At 34.4% G+C, this 19923-nt stretch carries 17 protein-coding genes; all 17 read left to right on the top strand.

Going from position 1 to position 19923, the window contains the following annotated elements:
* Window positions 1–28 precede the first annotated feature (28 nt).
* The gene (locus A3Q33_RS04270) at window positions 29–1294 is read left to right on the top strand and encodes a flippase (protein WP_155866697.1); all 1266 of its coding nucleotides are present in this window, start codon (window positions 29–31) and stop codon (window positions 1292–1294) included.
* A 15-nt stretch (window positions 1295–1309) separates the two neighbouring features.
* The gene (locus tag A3Q33_RS04265; RefSeq protein ID WP_081178868.1) at window positions 1310–2632 is read left to right on the top strand and encodes a hypothetical protein; all 1323 of its coding nucleotides are present in this window, start codon (window positions 1310–1312) and stop codon (window positions 2630–2632) included.
* Window positions 2632–3528, top strand: a complete 897-nt coding sequence (locus A3Q33_RS04260) for a ParB N-terminal domain-containing protein (RefSeq protein WP_081178867.1) — start codon at window positions 2632–2634, stop codon at window positions 3526–3528. Before A3Q33_RS04265 ends, A3Q33_RS04260 begins: the two co-directional genes overlap by 1 nt.
* An 81-nt stretch (window positions 3529–3609) precedes the next feature.
* Window positions 3610–4770, top strand: coding sequence for a glycosyltransferase family 4 protein (locus A3Q33_RS04255; protein WP_353615522.1), 1161 nt, complete (start codon window positions 3610–3612; stop codon window positions 4768–4770).
* Window positions 4763–5695, top strand: coding sequence for a glycosyltransferase family 2 protein (locus A3Q33_RS04250; RefSeq protein ID WP_196798048.1), 933 nt, complete (start codon window positions 4763–4765; stop codon window positions 5693–5695). Before A3Q33_RS04255 ends, A3Q33_RS04250 begins: the two co-directional genes overlap by 8 nt.
* Entirely contained in the window at window positions 5692–6666 is a 975-nt protein-coding gene (locus tag A3Q33_RS04245) for an acyltransferase family protein (protein WP_081178866.1), read from the top strand. The genes A3Q33_RS04250 and A3Q33_RS04245 overlap by 4 nt, the downstream gene beginning before the upstream one ends.
* Entirely contained in the window at window positions 6659–7690 is a 1032-nt protein-coding gene (locus A3Q33_RS04240) for a glycosyltransferase (RefSeq protein WP_081178865.1), read from the top strand. The genes A3Q33_RS04245 and A3Q33_RS04240 overlap by 8 nt, the downstream gene beginning before the upstream one ends.
* Window positions 7677–8900 carry a hypothetical protein gene (locus A3Q33_RS04235; RefSeq protein WP_081178864.1) on the top strand — a complete coding sequence of 408 codons (1224 nt, stop codon included), beginning with the start codon at window positions 7677–7679 and terminating at the stop codon, window positions 8898–8900. Before A3Q33_RS04240 ends, A3Q33_RS04235 begins: the two co-directional genes overlap by 14 nt.
* 307 nt (window positions 8901–9207) lie before the next feature.
* Window positions 9208–10134: a glycosyltransferase gene (locus tag A3Q33_RS04230; protein WP_155866696.1), complete on the top strand. Its 927-nt coding sequence runs from the start codon at window positions 9208–9210 to the stop codon at window positions 10132–10134.
* A gap of 109 nt (window positions 10135–10243) precedes the next feature.
* Window positions 10244–10990, top strand: coding sequence for a glycosyltransferase family 2 protein (locus A3Q33_RS04225; RefSeq protein WP_081178862.1), 747 nt, complete (start codon window positions 10244–10246; stop codon window positions 10988–10990).
* Between the two features lie 414 nt (window positions 10991–11404).
* Window positions 11405–12283, top strand: coding sequence for a glucose-1-phosphate thymidylyltransferase RfbA (rfbA, locus tag A3Q33_RS04220; RefSeq protein WP_081178861.1), 879 nt, complete (start codon window positions 11405–11407; stop codon window positions 12281–12283).
* A 176-nt stretch (window positions 12284–12459) separates the two neighbouring features.
* Complete coding sequence (gene rfbC, locus A3Q33_RS04215) at window positions 12460–13020, top strand: dTDP-4-dehydrorhamnose 3,5-epimerase (RefSeq protein ID WP_081178860.1); 561 nt, start codon at window positions 12460–12462, stop codon at window positions 13018–13020.
* A gap of 13 nt (window positions 13021–13033) precedes the next feature.
* Entirely contained in the window at window positions 13034–13909 is an 876-nt protein-coding gene (gene rfbD, locus A3Q33_RS04210; protein WP_081178859.1) for a dTDP-4-dehydrorhamnose reductase, read from the top strand.
* A 63-nt stretch (window positions 13910–13972) separates the two neighbouring features.
* The gene (gene rfbB / locus A3Q33_RS04205; protein WP_081178858.1) at window positions 13973–15073 is read left to right on the top strand and encodes a dTDP-glucose 4,6-dehydratase; all 1101 of its coding nucleotides are present in this window, start codon (window positions 13973–13975) and stop codon (window positions 15071–15073) included.
* Window positions 15074–15359: 286 nt separating this feature from the next.
* Window positions 15360–16262 carry a UTP--glucose-1-phosphate uridylyltransferase GalU gene (gene galU / locus A3Q33_RS04200; protein WP_081178857.1) on the top strand — a complete coding sequence of 301 codons (903 nt, stop codon included), beginning with the start codon at window positions 15360–15362 and terminating at the stop codon, window positions 16260–16262.
* An 841-nt stretch (window positions 16263–17103) separates the two neighbouring features.
* Window positions 17104–17472 carry a GxxExxY protein gene (locus tag A3Q33_RS04195; RefSeq protein ID WP_081178856.1) on the top strand — a complete coding sequence of 123 codons (369 nt, stop codon included), beginning with the start codon at window positions 17104–17106 and terminating at the stop codon, window positions 17470–17472.
* A gap of 764 nt (window positions 17473–18236) precedes the next feature.
* Window positions 18237–19883, top strand: coding sequence for a glucose-6-phosphate isomerase (pgi, locus tag A3Q33_RS04190; RefSeq protein ID WP_081178855.1), 1647 nt, complete (start codon window positions 18237–18239; stop codon window positions 19881–19883).
* Window positions 19884–19923 lie beyond the last annotated feature (40 nt).

The raw sequence follows: 19923 nt of genomic DNA, 5'->3' as shown, positions 1-19923 counted from the left end.
GTCCAGTTTACAAAGCAAACAAGGAGCCATGAAGTACTTAAAAAATACTTCATGGCTTTTGGGTGAGAAAATATTAAGGATGGTGGTCGGACTTTTTGTTGGGATTTGGGTCGCTAGGTATTTAGGGCCAGAACAGTTTGGGTTGTTTAGTTATGCGCAGAGCTATGTATTACTGTTTTCTGTAATCGCAACTCTTGGGCTTGATGGAATCGTTATCCGCGAGTTAGTACATAATGAAAATCAAAGGGAACGTTTATTAGGGACTGCCTTTACACTTAAATTAGCTGGTGCTTTATTGGTTATTATATTACTTGTAGTTTCGATTTTATTTCATTGGAATGATAGTCAAACAAATTGGCTTATTGTAATAATTGCATTTGCAACTATTTTTCAAAGTTTAAATGTTATCGATTTCTATTTCCAAAGCCAAGTTTTAAGTAAGTTTGTTGTTTACAGCAATTTGTTGTGTCTTCTTATATCTTCTTTAATTAAAGTTACATTAATCTTATATGAAGCACCATTAATTTCTTTTGCTTATGTCATTTTATTTGATAGTTTTATTCTAGCAATTGGTCTTTTGTATTTTTATTTAAAAGAAAACTTAATGATTAAGTCATGGAGATTTGAATTTCCTTTAGCTCGTCGTTTATTAAGAGACAGTTGGCCCCTGATTATCAGCTCAATAGTTGTAACTGTTTACATGAAAATAGATATAATTATGCTAAAGGAATTCTTAGGTGAATATGAAGTCGGATTATACGCTGCATCAAGCCGAATTAGTGAATTATGGTATGTTGTCCCTGTATTGGTCACATCATCCTTGTTTCCAGCCATTTTAAATGCCAAGAAAACTGATGAAAATATTTATAACAATAGAGTCAGAAACCTGTATAAAATATTAATATGGATGGCTATTGCGCTGTCTATAACTGTGACTCTTATTGGGGCGTATTTGATGGAGTTTCTCTATGGTTCTGGTTATGAAGGCGCTGCTGATATTTTAATAATACAGATTTGGAGTAGTGTGTTTATTGGGCTTCTAATGGTGAGTAATAAGTGGTTGTTGGCTGAAAATAAAACGAAGTTTATATTTATTCGAGGCTCTGCCGGTGCTGTGATTAATGTCGGATTGAATTATATATACATACCTATTTATGGTGTTCAAGCTGCCGCTTATACGTCACTAATCACGTTGATATTTACAACTTTACTCATTGATATGTTCACTCCATCTACTAGACAACACCTACTTATCAAATTAGATGGTTTTGTTCCTATGTTACGTAAAATATAAAGGTAATATGTTAAAATGAAAATGAGTTTGAATAACTTTAAATATCAAAATGTAGCTTATAATTATAATGATGTTAATGGCACTTTCGAAACTAATTACGATAAAGATTTACACTTAGTCGTTATATGGTCTAAAGCCAGAATAAAAGAAAAAGAAATTATAGCCGAACTAGATCAAAGTTTTAATATTTTAGGGTGTTTCGATACAACATGGTCACAAGAACATATAGATAATAATTTTCATCGAATTTATGATGTTGCGCCTACAGGTGGCAAAGCTGGCAAAAGGGAAGAAGTCGGTGATCAAGCATTTATGGTTGTTGTGATTCAAGACACAAAACCTAAATACCAATACAGAACTGATGCATCTGGACGATTAAAAATAGTTAATGCCAATGTGGTAGATAAAAAACACTTATTTAGAAAGTGGGTAGGTGGAAGTTATATGGTTCATTCCACAGACAATTTAAAAGAATTCTTTAACAATGCAATATTGTTTTTTGGTAAAGAGTATACGTTTGAGCTAATTGACAAAATGAAGTGGGACAAGAATGCATCTATTATTAACAATGATTTAGTTGGAGCAAATGGTTGGAATAGCTGTAAGGAGTTGTTCGAAACCCTTAATTTAACTACTGAATATGTGGTTTTAAGAGGATCTGATAAAATAGAAGATACTGTGAGTACGTTAAGTGGTGATGTAGATATATTATGCTCTGACATTGGAGAATTTGCTGCGGCTGCAAATGGTATAAACATTTGGAACTCAAAGAATTTTTTTCACGTAAATATAGCTGGAAAACAAGTGTTGTTTGATATTCGGTATGTTGGTGATGATTATTTTGATGAAAAATGGCAAAAGGACATTATTAAAAACCGCGTATTAGATAAAAATGGCGTTAATATACCTCGGGTGGACGATTATTTCTTTTCACATCTCTATCATGCTTACATTCACAAACCTCTGTTTTTTGATAAATATATAGGCCGCTTAACAGGGTTAGCAGAAAAAATAGGCATTAAAAATTTTAAGGATGATTGTCAAAATAACCCAAGTAAGATTGTAAAACTATTAAGAGGATACTTGTTGGCTCATAATTATCAAGTATCAATACCAAAAGACGAACAAGTTTATATAAACATTAACTTTATTTCAGAAGTGCAAAGAATAAACTCCATGAAACTATATTTAAGGGTTTTCGGTGTCAAAATAAAAAACTTCCCTCAAAAAATGTTAATGAATACGAAAGTACTAATAAAGAAAAATAAAATGTTATTTAATATTCTGATCGCATTACGTGAAAAGTATAATCAACACTTTAAAAATGGAAGTAGCTAGTGCTTAAAAACTTTAAAAATGTCGTTATTAAATTATTTGGTAAATTGGGATATAACTTAGAGAAAAAATCTCATACGGAGCCAGTAGATTTAAGGAATAAGGGAAACAGTCCTAGAGCTCTAGCCTACTATACAAGTACAGACAGGCAGATTTTGATCGATGTTGATTTTGAAAGTGGTAGGGGCTTAGAGATATTCTCTTTAGCTAATAACTCTTCTCATCCTTTCATTGTAGCTATTAAGTCAGCACTTTTATCTGATGATTATAAAAAAGCATTGAAAACGTATTTGATGAAATATTATGATGCGATACAGCCAAAAAGTGCATCTGCTTGGTTAGGGTTTGATCATGGGGAAGTCCCTTCTTTAGATAATGAACCACCATGGTTATCACTATTGCCATGGGAAAATTCATCGATTCAACAAAAATACGATGGGAGAAAAGACTGTGCTATTTATGATAATAATGAACATGGGGCGAAGTTAGCTATAGACCATGGATGGAGGAATTTTGGACCAGTATCAGAAAATGTGCTTGAAATCGAAGTTAATCGGTTATATGCCCTCATGGTATCAATAGAAAAAAATGGCGTGCTGAGAAATAATTTAGACGGTGGAGATATCGGCGCTATAGTCTTGATGAAAGAAGACAAAAGTTTTTGTTGGATGGTTGAGTGGGGTGGCCAACATCGTGCAGCGGCTATATCTGCAATGGGTTATGAAAACGTACCAATAAGAGTTTGGCAGGTGGTTGAACGCGCTGATGTTAACTTATGGCCTAATGTACAATCAGGAGTATTCACCCCTAAGTCTGCATTGAAAATATTTGATAAGATATTTAGTGGCGTTCCAGAAACAGTAGTAACTCAAAGTTGGAATCATCATGAATCAAAATAAGCCAATGAAGATATTACATATCAACACGCTTGATATTCAAGGGGGGCGGCAAGAGCTACGTATAGGCTTCATCGTGCATTAATAGTAAATAATATTGACAGTACGATGCTCGTTCAAAATAAAATGAGTGATGATTGTACCGTAATCACAAAGGTTTCAGTTAAGGATAAAATTTTAAATAAACTGCGTCCAACTTTAGATGCAATACCTGTTAAATTTTATAAAAATAAGGAAGATTCTTTATTTAGTCCTTCTTTTCTACCATTTAGTAGTGTTATCGAAATGATTAATGATATTAATCCCGATATAGTCCATTTACATTGGGTTTGTCATGGAATGATTAACGTTGAGGATATAGCAAGAATTAATGTACCAATTGTATGGACGTTACATGATGACTGGGTATTTACTGGTGGGTGCCATATAAAGTGGGACTGTGATAAATATCAAAATAACTGTGGAAGTTGCCCTAGACTAGGGAGCATTAACGAAAATGACTTAAGCCGAAAAGTATTTAATCGGAAAAAAAAAGCATTTTCTAAAATAGATCAATTAATAATTGTTGGTGTAAGTCACTGGTTAAAAGATTGCGCTAAAAAGAGTGCACTTTTAAAAGATAAAAAAATAATTAACTTACCAAACCCTTTAGATACTGGAAAATATAAACCTTTCGATAAGGATAAAGCCAAAGAACTTTGGTGCTTGCCTAAAAATAAAAAATTAATACTTTTTGGTGCTAACAGTGCTACAGCTGATATAAATAAAGGCTTTATAGAGTTATGTGAAGCCCTTGCTAAAATTAAAAGTACAGATGTTGAGTTTGTAGTATTTGGCAGTAGTGAGCCAAAAAAATCTCAAGATTTTGGCGTTAAAACGCATTATTTAGGTAATGTACATGATGATGTCAGTCTTATCACTATATATAGCTTAGCAGATGTAATGGTCGTCCCTAGTTTACAAGAGGCATTTGGGCAAACTGCTAGCGAAGCAATGGCTTGTGGAACACCTGTTGTAGCTTTTGGGCACACGGGATTGTTAGATATTATAGACCACAAAGTCAATGGGTATCTAGCACAACCTATTAACACTACAGACTTAGCTAATGGTATTGACTGGGTACTGAAAAGTGATCAATATGACGAACTTTGTATAAGTGCTAGAAATAAAGTTGTCAATGAATTTGATAGTAAAGTTGTTGCTAAAAAGTATGTTGAATTATACAAAGAGATCTTAAATGATTAGCAAAACTAGCTTAGATAAACGTTATTCCACGACAAGAAACATTCAGGATATCCCCTACACATTACATATACAAGCAGAAGAAATGTTTGCATCTTCTTTATGTTTACAGGAAAACAAAAAAAGAATAAGTGATGGGGGATTACGTACAAAAGGATACTATAAACAAAGCACGAAAAAACAGCCTCTTATAACAATTATAACGGCTGTATTTAATGGTGAAAAATATCTTGAAGAAACTATCTTAAGTATACTTAATCAAACATACGATAATGTAGAGTTGATTATTATTGATGGCGGTAGTACAGATGGCTCTATTGATATAATTAAAAAATATGAGCATGCCATTGATTATTGGGTGAGTGAACCTGATGCGGGAATTAGTGATGCTTTCAATAAAGGAGTTAAAGTTGCGAGCGGCGACTATATTAATTTTCAGGGCGATGGGGATGGTTTTTGTAAAATTAATTCATTAGAAAATTTGATTCAGGGAGTTAATCCTGATGATGATCTCTTTATTAGTGGGCGAATACAACGAGTCGATATAGATGGCTCAGAATTATATGTTTCTGCATATATGTCTAAATTCGATAAGAAATCTTTACTGTTTAGAATGTCTATGCCGCATCAAGGACTTTTTACCAGCATTAAATATTTTAAGCAATATGGACTATTTGATGTTAATAATACTTATTGCATGGACTATGAGCATTTACTTCGTGCATATCATAACTTCCCAAACGTTGTTATGAGAAATGTTATTGTCGCTAAGTGGCGAGCAGATGGCTTAGGGAATAATCGAGATTTAGAAATTTTCAAAGAGTATCATAAAATAAAATTGGAGAATAATGTTGCAACTTATCCTGTATTAATTGCTATAAATCTTTGGACCTTAGTTAAATATACTATAAAGAAATTGATTAAATGAATAAAAATATTGAGTGGGTTACTTGGCTAAAATTATTTGGGAGCCTTGCCGTTATATTGGGACATATGAATAACCCATTAAATGATTTAATTTTTTCTTGGCATATGCCGTTGTTTTTCATGATTTCTGGCTTTTTTATCAAAATAGAAGGAAGCATAAGGGCACTGGTCATTAAAGATCTCAATCGCTTGATGATCCCATATTTCATTTTTGCTTTTCTAGCGCTTATTATTACTAGCATTAAGGTGTGGGGGTTGCAGAGAGAACCCTTAAATTATTTATTTGAATTCAAAGCTATTCTTTTTTGGATGGACTATAAACATCTGGCTAATTCTTATGCTTTTGTTTTATGGTTTTTGCCGGCATTATTTTTCGCTAAAATTTTCTATTATATAATTAAGAAGAGTAGTTCAAGCATATTGCTTCAGTTCTGTTTATTTGTTCTTTTATTCTTGATTAGTTTTCAATTACAACTGCCGTTTGCACTTAGCAATGCTATGAATAGTGCATTATGGCTATTCATAGGTTCGCAATTATTTAACATTCTAGAGCGAGAGTCATATCCAGAGTTTAATCAAATATCACTTACTGTTATTTGTCTTTTTCCTATTATTTTATTAACAGTTATCTATGCCTATTGGGGAATACCTAAGCTGAATATGTCTCTGTTAACTTATGAAAGTAAGGCTGTTAATGTGCTATGGGCTGTTTTATTGTTTCTGTTATTTGCTCTTTTTTTTAAAGCTCTAGTTAACAACAAGAAAAAGGGCTGGCTTATTGAAAAATGGGGAGAAGGGACTATGTTGCTCTTTATATTACATCCATATACAAATAATATTTCTCATATTTTAGTGGAAAAACTACATTTTGGAAGTTGGCCATTAAAACTATTAATTTCATTGATATTTCTTCAGTTAGTTTTAATGCTGAAACAGCGTTTCAGTAATAAGGGCGTTTTTAAATATGTATGATTATATTATTGTTACTCATTTACCTGCTTTCTATAAGGTTAATTTGTACAATGCATTATCAAATAAACTGAATATTTTTGTTGTTTTTGTGTCGAATGAAACAAGTGAAAAGCGTTCCGGTGATTTCTCATCCTTAAAAGAGGCAAAATTTAAATACTCAGTGCTCAGCAATCATGCATTCCAACATCGTAATAAGCTTAAAACAACATACAAGTTATTTAAAATAATAAGTAACACGCAGTATAAAAAAATATTATTAAGTGGATGGGATTTACCTGAGTTCTGGATGGTAGCCTTATTATCTTCTAATAATAAGAACTGTTTGGCACTTGAATCAACAATCATGGAAAGTAATATTTCTGGAGCAAAAAAGAGGGTTAAACAGTTATTTCTCTCTATGGTAAATATTGTCTTTGCTTCAGGTCGGTTGCATGTGGATTTACTCAAGGCGTTAAATTATCAAAAAGAAATTAGAGTAACCCACGGTGTAGGTATTATTAACAAACCACACTTTGAAAGAGTAGAGAAAAAATATCAACAAAAGTTCTTGTTTGTGGGTCGTTTGTCTAAGGTTAAAAACTTAGCATTATTAATAAATGTTTTTAATCAACTGCCTATGCACCAATTGACTATTATTGGAGATGGGGAAGAAAAAAAGAATCTAATGAGTGTAGCTAATAGCAATATATTTTTTCGTGAACCAATAGAAAATTCAAAGTTGAAAGTTGAATTTGAAAAAAATAATTTCTTTATATTACCAAGCATAAGCGAAACCTGGGGAATTGTTGTAGAAGAGGCACTCTATTTTGGTTTGCCAGTAATCGTTTCAGACCACTGTGGTGCATCGGAGTTAATTATCAATGGTATAAATGGTTATATATTCACTAACAATAAAACAGATGAATTAATGAAAATTATTGGTGATATTGATAATGATATTTATAAAAAATTGTTACATAACATATATGAAAGTAAGGCTGAACAAAAAGATATAAAGCAAGTAGCAAGTTATGATTTTTCTTGATAAAAGTGAGGATAAATATAGTTTTAAAGAGTTCTTTATTGTATTAAGTTGTATTGTTTTATCTAAATCTTTGTATTTTGAAACATACGGTAATAATTTATTACTGGGTGCATTTTTAGCATTTTTAGCATTTACAGTAAAGCCATCAAAGCTAAAAATAAATAGAAATATTTTATTTTATACTATTACTTTTATTCTTCTTATTGGTATAAATGTAGAAACTAAGGTTAGTTCTTCTGTTGTATTATTGCTGAGAATTTTTATCGCTATTTATGTGGTGCATATTTTAGATTTTAGAAAATTTTCAATTGTTTATACAAAAATCATTTTATTTATATCAATGATTTCTTTGTTTTCATTTTTCATTATTTATTTAAATATTCCTTCATTATTACCAGACTTTATTGGAACAGATGAAAGGCCACTTAGAAATTTTTTATTTTTCGGCGTGCCTGATAACTTCGTAAAATATGACATTTACCGTAATAGTGGTTTATGGTGGGAGCCCGGTGCTTTTCAATTATTCATCAATATAGCATTTATGTTTACTTTGATTAATCATATGATGACTAAGAAGTTATATGTTTTATTCGGAATTGCAATAATTAGTACTTTATCAACTACCGGTGTCTTAGTTTATATTCTACTGAGCAGTATTTATTGGCGAGAAGTTATAAGAAATAGTAATAATAAATTGTTATATATATTAGTTGTATCTTTACTATCAGTTATTGTTGTTATTATCGCAGTTCCATTTTTATTAATTAAGTTTGGTGCTGGCAATATTGCGGAAGAAAGTGTTTCTTTCTTATCGCGGTATTATGATTTTATAATCAGTTTTAATATGTTGAAAGATAACTTATTTCTAGGGTATGGTTATGGAAGTCAAATTGAAAATGCCATTCCTTATGGGATACAGTTAATGGGGATTTCTAAATATGAACTCATTAATCCGACAGGTTCAGATGGTTTAACAATGTTTATTGCACAATGTGGAATTTTCTCATTAATATTTCTATTTCCTTTTCTGTTTCCCAAATATGGTCAAACACAAAATATTATTAACCGAACTCTGATCGCTATAAGCCTAATCATAATGTTCAATACAGAAAACTTCACTTTTCTTTTGATTTTTTCATTATTGACCTTCTATGGGATCATTGGTGATAAAAAACGTCAGCCTAACCAAACAGTAATAAAAAAAATATGAAAATAATTTTTATCGCATTTACAACTATTCGGGGGGGGCAGCTAAAGCTGCTGTTCGTATTCAAAACATTCTTCAGAGTTCAACTATTGAGACTGACTTTATTTCAATTGAAAATAATTCCAATAAAACTCCTTTTTATTATCTAATATTACATTATTTTGCTTGGTTATTTTCTCATTTAATATCCAAGTTTCAACGTTCAAACAATAGTACTAAACATTCACTGAATATTTTTGGCAATCGATACATAAGAAATACGGTTGAAAAAGCAAAAGTTTTGCACATACATTGGATTAATAACGAAACGTTGAGTATTAAAGATTTCCCTCTTTTTTCCAATAAAAGTGTGATTACCTTACACGATGAATGGTTCTATTGTGGAGCTGAGCATTATGCGCTTGACATATGTAGTTATAAACGTGTTGTTGAAGGTTATAATAAAAGCAATCAAAACGTTCAAGGTATTGACTTAAATAGGCTTGTTTGGCGGCGTAAGTTAAAGTATTACCCACTTTTAACTGGTGTTATATTTACAGTCCCATCCACTTGGATGAAAAGTAGAGCTGAAGAAAGCTACCTTCTTCGGAATAAAGATATTCGTGTGGTACCCAATCCAATTGATACTCAAATATTTATCAATGATACAACTGCCTTCAGTGTTGATGGTATAGAGCCCAATGATTTTGTAATAACATTTGGTGCGATTGATGGAGGAGGTAGTGCAATAAAAGGATTTGACTTATTAATAGATGCGATCCAATTGTTTGCTTCAAACTTAGATTCACTAAGAAATATAAAAATAATTACATTTGGTGGCAAAAATAAAAATTCAGGGAAATTGTTTGGTATCAACACCATTGAATTAGGGCACATATCATCAGAAAGAGAGTTAGCTAATATTTATTCACTTTCTTCGGTAACTATTGTTCCATCTCGTGCCGAATCATTTGGACAAGTTGCGGCTGAAAGCCTCAGCTGTGAGACTCCTGTAATTGCCTTTAACCACTCTGGATTGACTGATATTGTTAAACATAAAGAAAATGGCTACCTTGCTGAACCATTCAAGCCAACTTCCCTTGCTGCCGGGATATCATGGTTTTATTCATTAACTGATGAAGTAAAAATACAGCTAGGTATATCAGGAAGAAAGCATGTGATTGAATCTTTTAGTGAAGATGTGATTGGTGAAAAGTTCATCTCTATTTATAAAGAGTTAGGCTATAAAAGTGATTAATTTCTAGAGATAATATGATTATTTAGTTGATAACTAATTTATTTATTAAAATTATTGGATTTTTTAGACAAGTATGTTCTGGTTTGTACTTTGTTTATACTGAGGGTTTATGAAAGTTAGTATTATTACTGCTACATATAATAGCGCAGAAACTATTAGCGACACTTTGCAGTCTCTAAATGCGCAAAGCTATAAAAATATTGAATATATCATTATTGATGGTGCATCAAATGATAATACGATAGATGTTATTAATCAGGAATGTCCTCGTGTTACTAAAATTATTAGTGAACCCGATAATGGCATTTACGATGCACTAAATAAAGGAATCCTTGTTGCAACAGGTGATATCGTTGGTTTTTTACATTCTGATGACTTGTTTGCTTATCCTGATGCCATAACTGATATAGTTCAACAGTTTGAACTCTCTGGTTGTGATGCGATCTATGGTGATCTCCAATATGTTTCTAAAAATAATACTAATAATATTATTCGATTATGGAAATCGGGCGTTTATAAAGAGTCTAATATAAGAAGTGGTTGGATGCCCCCACACCCTACATTTTACATGAAGCGAAGTTTATATAATAAGTATGGCCTGTTTGATTTAAGCTTTAAAATCGCTGCGGATTATGATTCGTTACTGCGTTACCTTTGGACACATAAGGTAACGATGTCCTATTTACCAAAAGTATTGATGAAAATGCGTGTTGGCGGTGCGAGCAATCGCAGCTTGAAAAATATCTTACAAAAAACTGAAGAAGATATTAGAGCTTTGAGATGTAATAATATCCATCCACTAAGAGCTATTCTTTGGAAAAATTTATCGAAAGTATCTCAATTTATAATCAAGTGAATCATTTGTAATTTAACTTTTTTAAAAGTATACATACTTTAGGTTAATTAAGAAAAAATTGAATTCAGGTATAGTTTGAAGTGTCGGATGTATAAAGGATAAAACTCTGAAAACTAAATATATACTTTTGGAGTTGATGCTTTTCAATTCTCATAATAATTTAAGGTGATACTCGCTTCTGGCTCTCTTAATCACCTTCTTGGTGATAATTGTTACTATTAGTCGGAAAATTGTAAGTATCAATATAATTGTTTTTTAAAACATCCGTTAAGCTAACGGCTTTTATTTCACCTTTTTCAAAGAACGGGTAGATTAATTATACTTTAGGTGTTTAACAAGCGTTTCGTGTACTGTACATTTGATTATTAATACAAAGATATTTTAATCTATTTAAATAGAGGTTTAGACTTTTATATGCATAAAGGAATAATACTAGCCGGTGGAAGTGGCACACGCCTTTACCCATTAACCAAAGTAGTTAGTAAGCAGCTAATGCCAGTTTACGATAAACCTATGGTTTATTATCCGCTTGCGACATTAATGCAAGCAGGTATTCAAGAGATACTGATTATCTCAACACCAGAAGAAACTCACCGTTTTGAAGAACTATTAGGTGATGGCTCAAACTTTGGTGTTTCTATTTCTTATAAAGTTCAACCTAGCCCTGACGGTTTAGCCCAAGCCTTTATATTAGCAGAAGAGTTTCTTAATGGCGCACCTGCGGCATTAGTGCTTGGCGATAATATGTTTTATGGCCATGATCTAGTTAAATCACTTCAAAATGCTAATGCACAATCAAGTGGCGGCACGGTATTTGGTTACCATGTGTCGAACCCTAAATCTTACGGTGTTGTTGAGTTTGACGATTCTGGTACGGCTATTTCTATTGAAGAAAAACCTGCGGTACCAAAGTCAAACTATGCTGTACCTGGTTTGTATTTCTTTGATGAACGCGTGGTTGAATTCGCTAAAAATGTAAAACCTTCTCCGCGAGGTGAATTAGAAATTACCGAAGTTATTGATCAGTATTTGAAAGCTGGTGAGTTAAAAGTTGAAATTATGGGCCGTGGGACCGCTTGGCTTGATACCGGTACGCATGATGATTTACTCGCTGCAGCGCAATTTATTGCCACTATTGATAAGCGCCAAGGCTTAAAGGTTAACTGCCCTGAAGAAGTGGCTTATCGCAATGGCTGGTTGAGTGAAGCAAAGCTGCGTGAAATAGCACAACCTTTACTTAAAAGTGGTTATGGCGAGTATTTGATTAAGCTGATTGAAGAACGAATTTTTTAAGAATTATTGTTTTCATTCATTCCTCGCTGTGAGCTGTTTTATTTTTACAGGGAGGAATGAATGAGAAGGGAATGAGGAACTGCTTTAGCCATTTTAAAGTATTTTATGTTTACCTCCTGTAGTCCTCCTTCATTCCTCCTTGTGTAATATGAAATTTATTATTTTTATGGAATTTTATGAATTATATTGATACTGCGATTGCTGACGTTAAAATTATTGAACCGAATGTGTTTGGTGATGAGCGTGGTTTTTTTATGGAAACGTTTCGCGTTGATGAGTTTACTCGCGAATGTGCTCAAAAGACCTTTGTGCAAGACAACCACAGTAAATCTAGCCAAGGTATTTTGCGTGGCTTACATTACCAACTGAAAAACACCCAAGGTAAGTTAGTGCGTGTTACTTCGGGTGAAGTTTATGATGTTGCGGTTGATATGCGTAAATCGTCGCCTACTTATGGTCAGCATGTGGGTGTAGTGCTTTCTGGTGAAAATAAACGTCAGTTATGGGTGCCCGAAGGTTTTGCTCATGGCTTTTATGTGATGAGTGAGTCGGCAGAGTTTGTTTATAAATGTACAGATTATTACGCGCCAGAGCATGAAGTGTCGTTATTGTGGAATGATCCTGCTTTAAACATTCAATGGCCGTTGGTTGATGGTAAAGCTCCTTTGTTAGCTGCAAAAGATGAAGCTGGGCTTTTGTTTAAAGATGCGCCAACGTTTACCTCTAAGTTCGAGTAAAGTTAGTTAAACCATGAAAATAATTGTAATAGGTAAGTCGGGGCAATTGGCCTGGGAGTTAAGTCAACTTGCATCTCCTGAACATGAAATAGTCTGTTTAGGGCGTAATGATATTGACCTGCAAAACTTTGCAGCAATAACAGAATGTTTACAGCAGCAAAAAGCTGCGGGTGTTATTAATGCTTCTGCCTATACTGCAGTTGATCAAGCAGAAAGCGATGTTGATAATGCTTTTATGCTCAATGCAAAAGCGCCAGGTAATTTAGCGAGAGCTTGTAAAGATTTAGCTATTTCTTTTGTTCATGTTTCTACTGACTTTGTTTTTCACGGAGATAAAGGCTCGCCTTATTTACCTGCTGATGAAATAAATCCGTTAGGGGTTTATGGTGCGAGTAAAGCTCAAGGTGAGCAATTTATTGCTGATATTTATCCAGAACGAAGTAGCATTATTCGTACGTCTTGGGTTTATTCAACGCACGGTAATAACTTTGTGAAAACCATGCTGAATTTAATGCGTACTAAGCCTGAACTCGGTGTTATTAGTGATCAAATAGGGACTCCTACTTATGCTAAGGGTTTAGCGACAGCCTGTGTGGCAAGCTTAACTGGCAATGTTAATGGTATTCACCATTACACTGATACAGGGGTTGCTAGTTGGTTTTATTTTGCAGTTGCCATTCAACGTATTGGTTTTGAACTTGGCTTGTTAGATAAAATAATACCGATTAAACCTATAACCACTGCGCAATACCCTACACCGGCTAAACGCCCGCATTATAGCGTGTTAGATAAAAGCAGTTTAGCGAGTGTGTTGCCGGAACTTACGTTTAGCCATTGGCAAGTACAATTACATATGATGATGACGGCGTTAAAAGCTGAGCAGTCTTAGTTTAATAACTTTTACTTAGCGGTTAGAACGTAGCGTTTATATAAAAAATTTTAGAGAGTTATTATGAAAAAATTATTAGTTACAGGTGGTGCAGGTTTTATTGGCGCTAACTTTGTTCATTATTGGATGGAAAAATATTCAGCCGATAAAATTGTTGTACTCGATGCACTAACTTACGCAGGTAATATTGCTAATTTAGACAGTGTAAAAGATGAAGCTAACTTTACCTTTGTGCACGGTAACATTTGCGACCAAGCTTTAGTTGAAAACTTACTGATTGAACACGGTATTGATACTTTAGTGCATTTTGCCGCTGAGTCGCACGTTGACCGTTCGATTACAGGCCCTGATGCATTTATCGAAACTAATATTATCGGTACCTATAGCTTGCTTAAAGCCGCTAAAAAAGTGTGGTTAGACGGAGAAAGTATTTTGGAAGGGCATCGTTTTCATCATGTATCTACTGATGAAGTGTATGGCACGCTTTCACCTACCGACCCGGCTTTTACAGAAGATACAGCCTACGCGCCTAATTCACCTTATTCTGCTAGTAAAGCGGCCAGTGACCATTTAGTACGCGCTTATCATCATACTTATGGTTTAAATGTTACTACCAGTAATTGTTCAAATAACTATGGGCCGTTTCATTTTCCTGAAAAGCTTATTCCTTTAGTTATTACTAATATTTTACATGACAAAGCCTTACCCATTTACGGTGATGGCCAACAAATTCGTGACTGGTTATATGTTGAAGATCACGCTTACGGCATTGACTTAGTCTTGCAAAATGGCCGCGTGGGTGAAAACTATAATATTGGCGGCGATAATGAATGGGCAAATATTGATATTGTTAAAACCATTTCAAAATTGGTTGAACAAGAGTTTGTTAAAAATAAAGCTTTAGCTACGCGTTTTCCTGCGGCTAAAGCGGCAATGGCGCAGAACACTGAGTCACTTATTACTTACGTAAAAGACAGACTTGGCCATGACCGTCGTTATGCTATAGATGCGACTAAAACTAATAATGAGTTAAGTTATCAACCGAAAGAGTCGTTTGAAACCGGCATTGCTAAAACCGTTGCTTGGTATTTGAATAACGAAGAATGGTGGCAGAGTGTGATGGATGGCTCTTACCAAAACTGGATAGCTGAGCAATATTCATAAATATGGCCCGTAGCTAAAAGTATTTGAAATATATATAATCGTTATATTAAAAAGGTCGGATTTCCGGCCTTTTTATATTAAATTACAGTATTGTTTTATAAGATATGTTGATTGAACTGTGTTCTTTAGCTTTAGATTACTTTATTTGTAATCGTTTGAAGCGAATTTAACGCGGTAATTCACTCTAGTACTGGAAAATATAGATGTAAATTTTTCACCTATAAAGTTCATGACAAGACCATAAACAATCCATACAATGAATTAAAAGTTGCAAATAAGGATAAAAATGCCAAATAAGATCACAAAAGCGGTAATACCTGTCGCGGGTTTAGGAACACGGATGTTGCCAGCAACAAAAGCCATTCCTAAAGAAATGTTACCTATAGTAGATAAGCCATTAATTCAATATATTGTTAATGAATGTATTTCTGCCGGTATTAAAGAAATTGTTTTAGTTACGCATTCTTCTAAAAATGCGATTGAAAACCATTTTGATAAGTCATTTGAACTTGAAACCACGTTAGAAAAGCGTGTTAAGCGCCAGTTACTTGATGAAATTCAAGCGATATGCCCGAAAGACGTGACTATATTGCATGTTCGTCAAGGCGAAGCAAAAGGTTTGGGCCATGCGGTATTAAAAGCACGACCTATTATTGGTAACGAACCCTTTGTTGTAGTGTTACCTGATGTAATTTTAGATGATGCAACGGCAGATTTAAAAACTGAAAACTTAGCGGCGATGTTAACGCGTTATAACGAAGTAGGTGGTTACAGCCAAATTATGGTTGAGCCTGTACCTATGGACCAAGTAAGTAGTTACGGCGTAGTTGATTGCGGTGGTGTTGATCTTGCGCCAGGCGAGTCAAAAACTATGACGGCTATTGTTGAAAAACCAGCGGTTGAAGACGCGCCGTCAAACTTAGCTGTGGTTGGTCGTTATGTATTGTCTGAGAAGATTTGGGATTTGTTAAAACTAACACCCCCAGGTGCTGGTGATGAAATACAATTAACTGACGCCATTGCCATGCTAATGGAAAAAGAAACCGTTGAAGCATTTCACATGACAGGTAAATCACATGATTGTGGTTCTAAGTTAGGTTATATGAAAGCCAATGTTGAATATGGTTTACGTCATCCTGAAATGGCTGATGAATTTAGAAGTTATTTGACTAATTTGATGAAGATTTAAAGTCAGAGTACTTTGTGTATCTCATTTTATACTTTGAGCTATTTTCCTTTTGATTCCCTGTGATAGTTATTTTTTTACAGGGAGGAATGAATGAGAAGGGAATGAGGTGGGATTTTAGACATGAAAAATACTTTATGTTTTAGTGTTTCCCTCCTGCAGTGCTCCTTCTTTTCTTCCTGTGAAATATTTTTGTTTTTTACAGGGAGAAGTGAATGAGGTGGGAATTAGGTGGGATTTTAGACATGAAAAATACTTTATGTTTTAGTGTTTCCCTCCTGTAGTCCTCCTTCTTTCCTTCCTGTGAAATATTTTTTTTACAGGAAGGAGTGAATGAGAAGGGAATGAGGTGGGATTTTAGACATGAAAAATACTTTATGTTTTAGTGTTTCCCTCCTGCAGTCCTCCTTGTTTTCTCCCTGTGATATATATTTTTTTTTACAGGGAGAAGTGAATGAGAAGGGAATGAGGTGGGATTTTAGACATGAAAAATACTTTATGTTTTAGTGTTTCCCTCCTGCAGTGCTCCTTCTTTTCTTCCTGTGAAATATTTTTTTTACAGGAAGGAGTGAATGAGAAGGGAATGAGGTGGGATTTTAGACATGAAAAATACTTTATGTTTTAGTGTTTACCTCCTGTAGTCCTCCTTGTTTTCTTCCTGTGAAATATTTTTGTTTTTTACAGGGGAGAAGTGAATGAGAAGTGAATGAGAAGGGAATTAGGTGGGATTTAGGTATTTAAAGCATTTTATGTTTCTTAGTGTTTACCTCCCCCTTTAGTCTTCCTTGTTTTCTTCCTGTGATACATTATATTTAATAGCTTTAAAGGATTAAGGTGTATTGGAATGGGTTTTACAGGTGAGGTTATAGGTTGTGCTATTGAAGTGCATAAGCAATTAGGTCCAGGGCTATTAGAGTCCACTTATGAGAAATGCCTGATGTATGAGTTGTCTTTGAATAATATTACTGCATATTCTCAAGTCGTTTTGCCAATCTGTTATAAAGGAATGAATATTGAGGCGGGTTATCGTTTAGATATATTATTACCTAGTGAATTAATTATAGAACTTAAATCAGTAGATAAGCTTATTCCAGTGTATTCAGCACAACTGTTAACTTATATGAAATTAACTAATATAAATAAAGGTTTACTGATTAATTTTAATGTTAAAAAATTAACGGATGGTTTGCGCAGATTTAATTTGCCTTCTTGATTTTAGCGTTTAACCTTTTTTATTCTTTGTGAATTATTATTTTTTTACAGGGAGGAATGAATGAGAAGGGAATGAGGTGGGATTTTAGACATGAAAAATTCTTTATGTTTTAGTGTTTACCTCCTGTAGTCCTCCTTGTTTTCTCCTTGTGATATATTTTTATTTTTACAGGGAGGAATGAATGAGCAGGGAATGAAGTAGGATTTTAGACATGAAAAATTCTTTATGTTTTAGTGTTTACCTCCTGTAGTCCTCCTTGTTTTCTCCTTGTGATATATTTTTATTTTTACAGGGAGGAATGAATGAGCAGGGAATGAAGTAGGATTTTAGACATGAAAAATTCTTTATGTTTTAGTGTTTACCTCCTGCAGTCCTCCTTGTTTTCTCCTTGTGATATATTTTTATTTTTACAGGGAGGAGTGAATGAGCAGGGAATGAGGTGGGATTTTAGACATGAAAAATTCTTTATGTTTTAGTGTTTACCTCCTGTAGTCCTCCTTGTTTTCTCCTTGTGATATATTTTTATTTTTTACAGGGAGGAGTGAATGAGCAGGGAATGAGGTAGGATTTTAGACATGAAAAATTCTTTATGTTTTAGTGTTTACCTCCTGCAGTCCTCCTTGTTTTCTTCCTGTGATATATTTTATTTGTTAGCCGTTTGTTTTTGTGGCTAACTTAAGGCTGAAGGACTGAAATCCGGCCTAAAAGTAAATCGTGTGCATTAGCATAATTATTATTAATCATTTTTTTGGAAACACGGGTATATGGACGTAACTAATTTATCGCAATTTACTGAATTGGCATTAACGCGCAATATTTTCTCATTGTTTGCTGACCGTGATCGCAGTGAAACTTATTCTGTTTCGGCTGCAGGTTTGTTTTTAGATTATGCTAAGCAAAATATTGTTGATAGTGAGTTTACTCCATTATTTGCATTAGCTGAGCAAGTTGATCTTGCGGGTAAAATATCAGCTCAATTTTCTGGTGAAGAGTTAAACTCTACCGAAAAACGCGCTGTATTGCATACGGTATTGCGCGCTCCTGATGCGATGAAGGTTGATGTTTTAGGTGCAGAGGCGCAAGAGGTTATCGACACTGAAGCTAAAATGGCCAACATTGTTGATGATGTGCACTTAGGTAAGGTTCGATCGGTTACCGGTGAAAAGTTTACAGATATTCTAGCGATAGGTATTGGTGGCTCTTATTATGGGGTTAAGGTGGCTTTGTCGGCACTGGTTCCTTATCATCAGAAAGGTTTGAAAGCTCATGTGCTAGCGAATGTTGATGGTGATGCTGCACAAGAAAAATTTGCCAAACTTAATGCCTCAACCACGCTTGTAGTGGTTATTTCTAAAACCTTTTCTACGCAAGAAACGCTACTTAATGCCACTATTGTTAAAGCTTGGATGCTCAACGCTTTAGCTGATACTCATAGCTCACCGGCTGACATTATTGCTCAACATTGGTATGCGGTTAGTACGAATATTGCAGCGGCAACTAAATTTGGTATTGATGCGGACAATATTTTACCCATGTGGGATTGGGTAGGTGGTCGATTCTCTTTGTGGTCAGCTGTTGGCTTGCCACTCGCATTAATTATTGGTAATACGCACTTTAATGCTTTAAAGGCCGGTGCCCATGCAATGGACGAGCATTTTAAACATGCAGCGTTTGAGCAAAATATGCCGGTAATTATGGCCTTAACGGGCATTTGGAATCGAAATGGCTTAGGCTACCCAAGCTTAGCTATTTTACCTTACAACCATGCGCTTAGAGCTTTACCCGGTTATTTGCAGCAAACCGATATGGAAAGTAATGGTAAATCGGTTTCTATTGACGGTAAAACGCTTAATTATTTAACCGCACCCGTGGTTTTTGGTCAAGAAGGTACCAATGGCCAACATGCTTTTATGCAATTAATGCATCAAAGTGCCGATATTATTCCTACTGACTTTATTCTTTCTCTTGCGCCAACGAGTGAACATTTAGCGAATCATGACGCTTTAGTGGCGAATTGCTTTGCTCAAAGTGAAGCACTAATGCAAGGTAAAACACTGGCACAAGCAAAAGCTGAATTACTGAATGCTGGCGCAAGTGAGGCCGAAGCGAATAGATTGGCCGCGCACAAAACCATGAAAGGCAATACCCCAAGTAATACAATTTTGATGGAACGCTTAGACCCTCATTCCCTTGGTGCTTTATTAGCCCTTTACGAGCATAAAATTTTTGTTCAAGGCGTTATATGGCAGGTTAATTCATACGACCAGTGGGGTGTTGAATTAGGTAAGCAACTGGGTAATGAAGTGCTTAACGTTATGGCGCAGCCCATGGCTGATATTGACAGTGAAAAGCTTTCTGCATCGTCGCTGGCGCTGATCCGTCGTTATAAAAACAACTTAACTCAGCTGTAGTTATAGACTGAGAAACTTCCCCTTTTATTTCGTTATACCT

Origin of the sequence: Colwellia sp. PAMC 21821, from assembly GCF_002077175.1 — a bacterium.
Classification (GTDB): Bacteria; Pseudomonadota; Gammaproteobacteria; order Enterobacterales; family Alteromonadaceae; genus Cognaticolwellia.
Note: the sequence above shows the minus strand (reverse complement) of the source record. Positions and strands in the feature narration are given on the sequence as shown.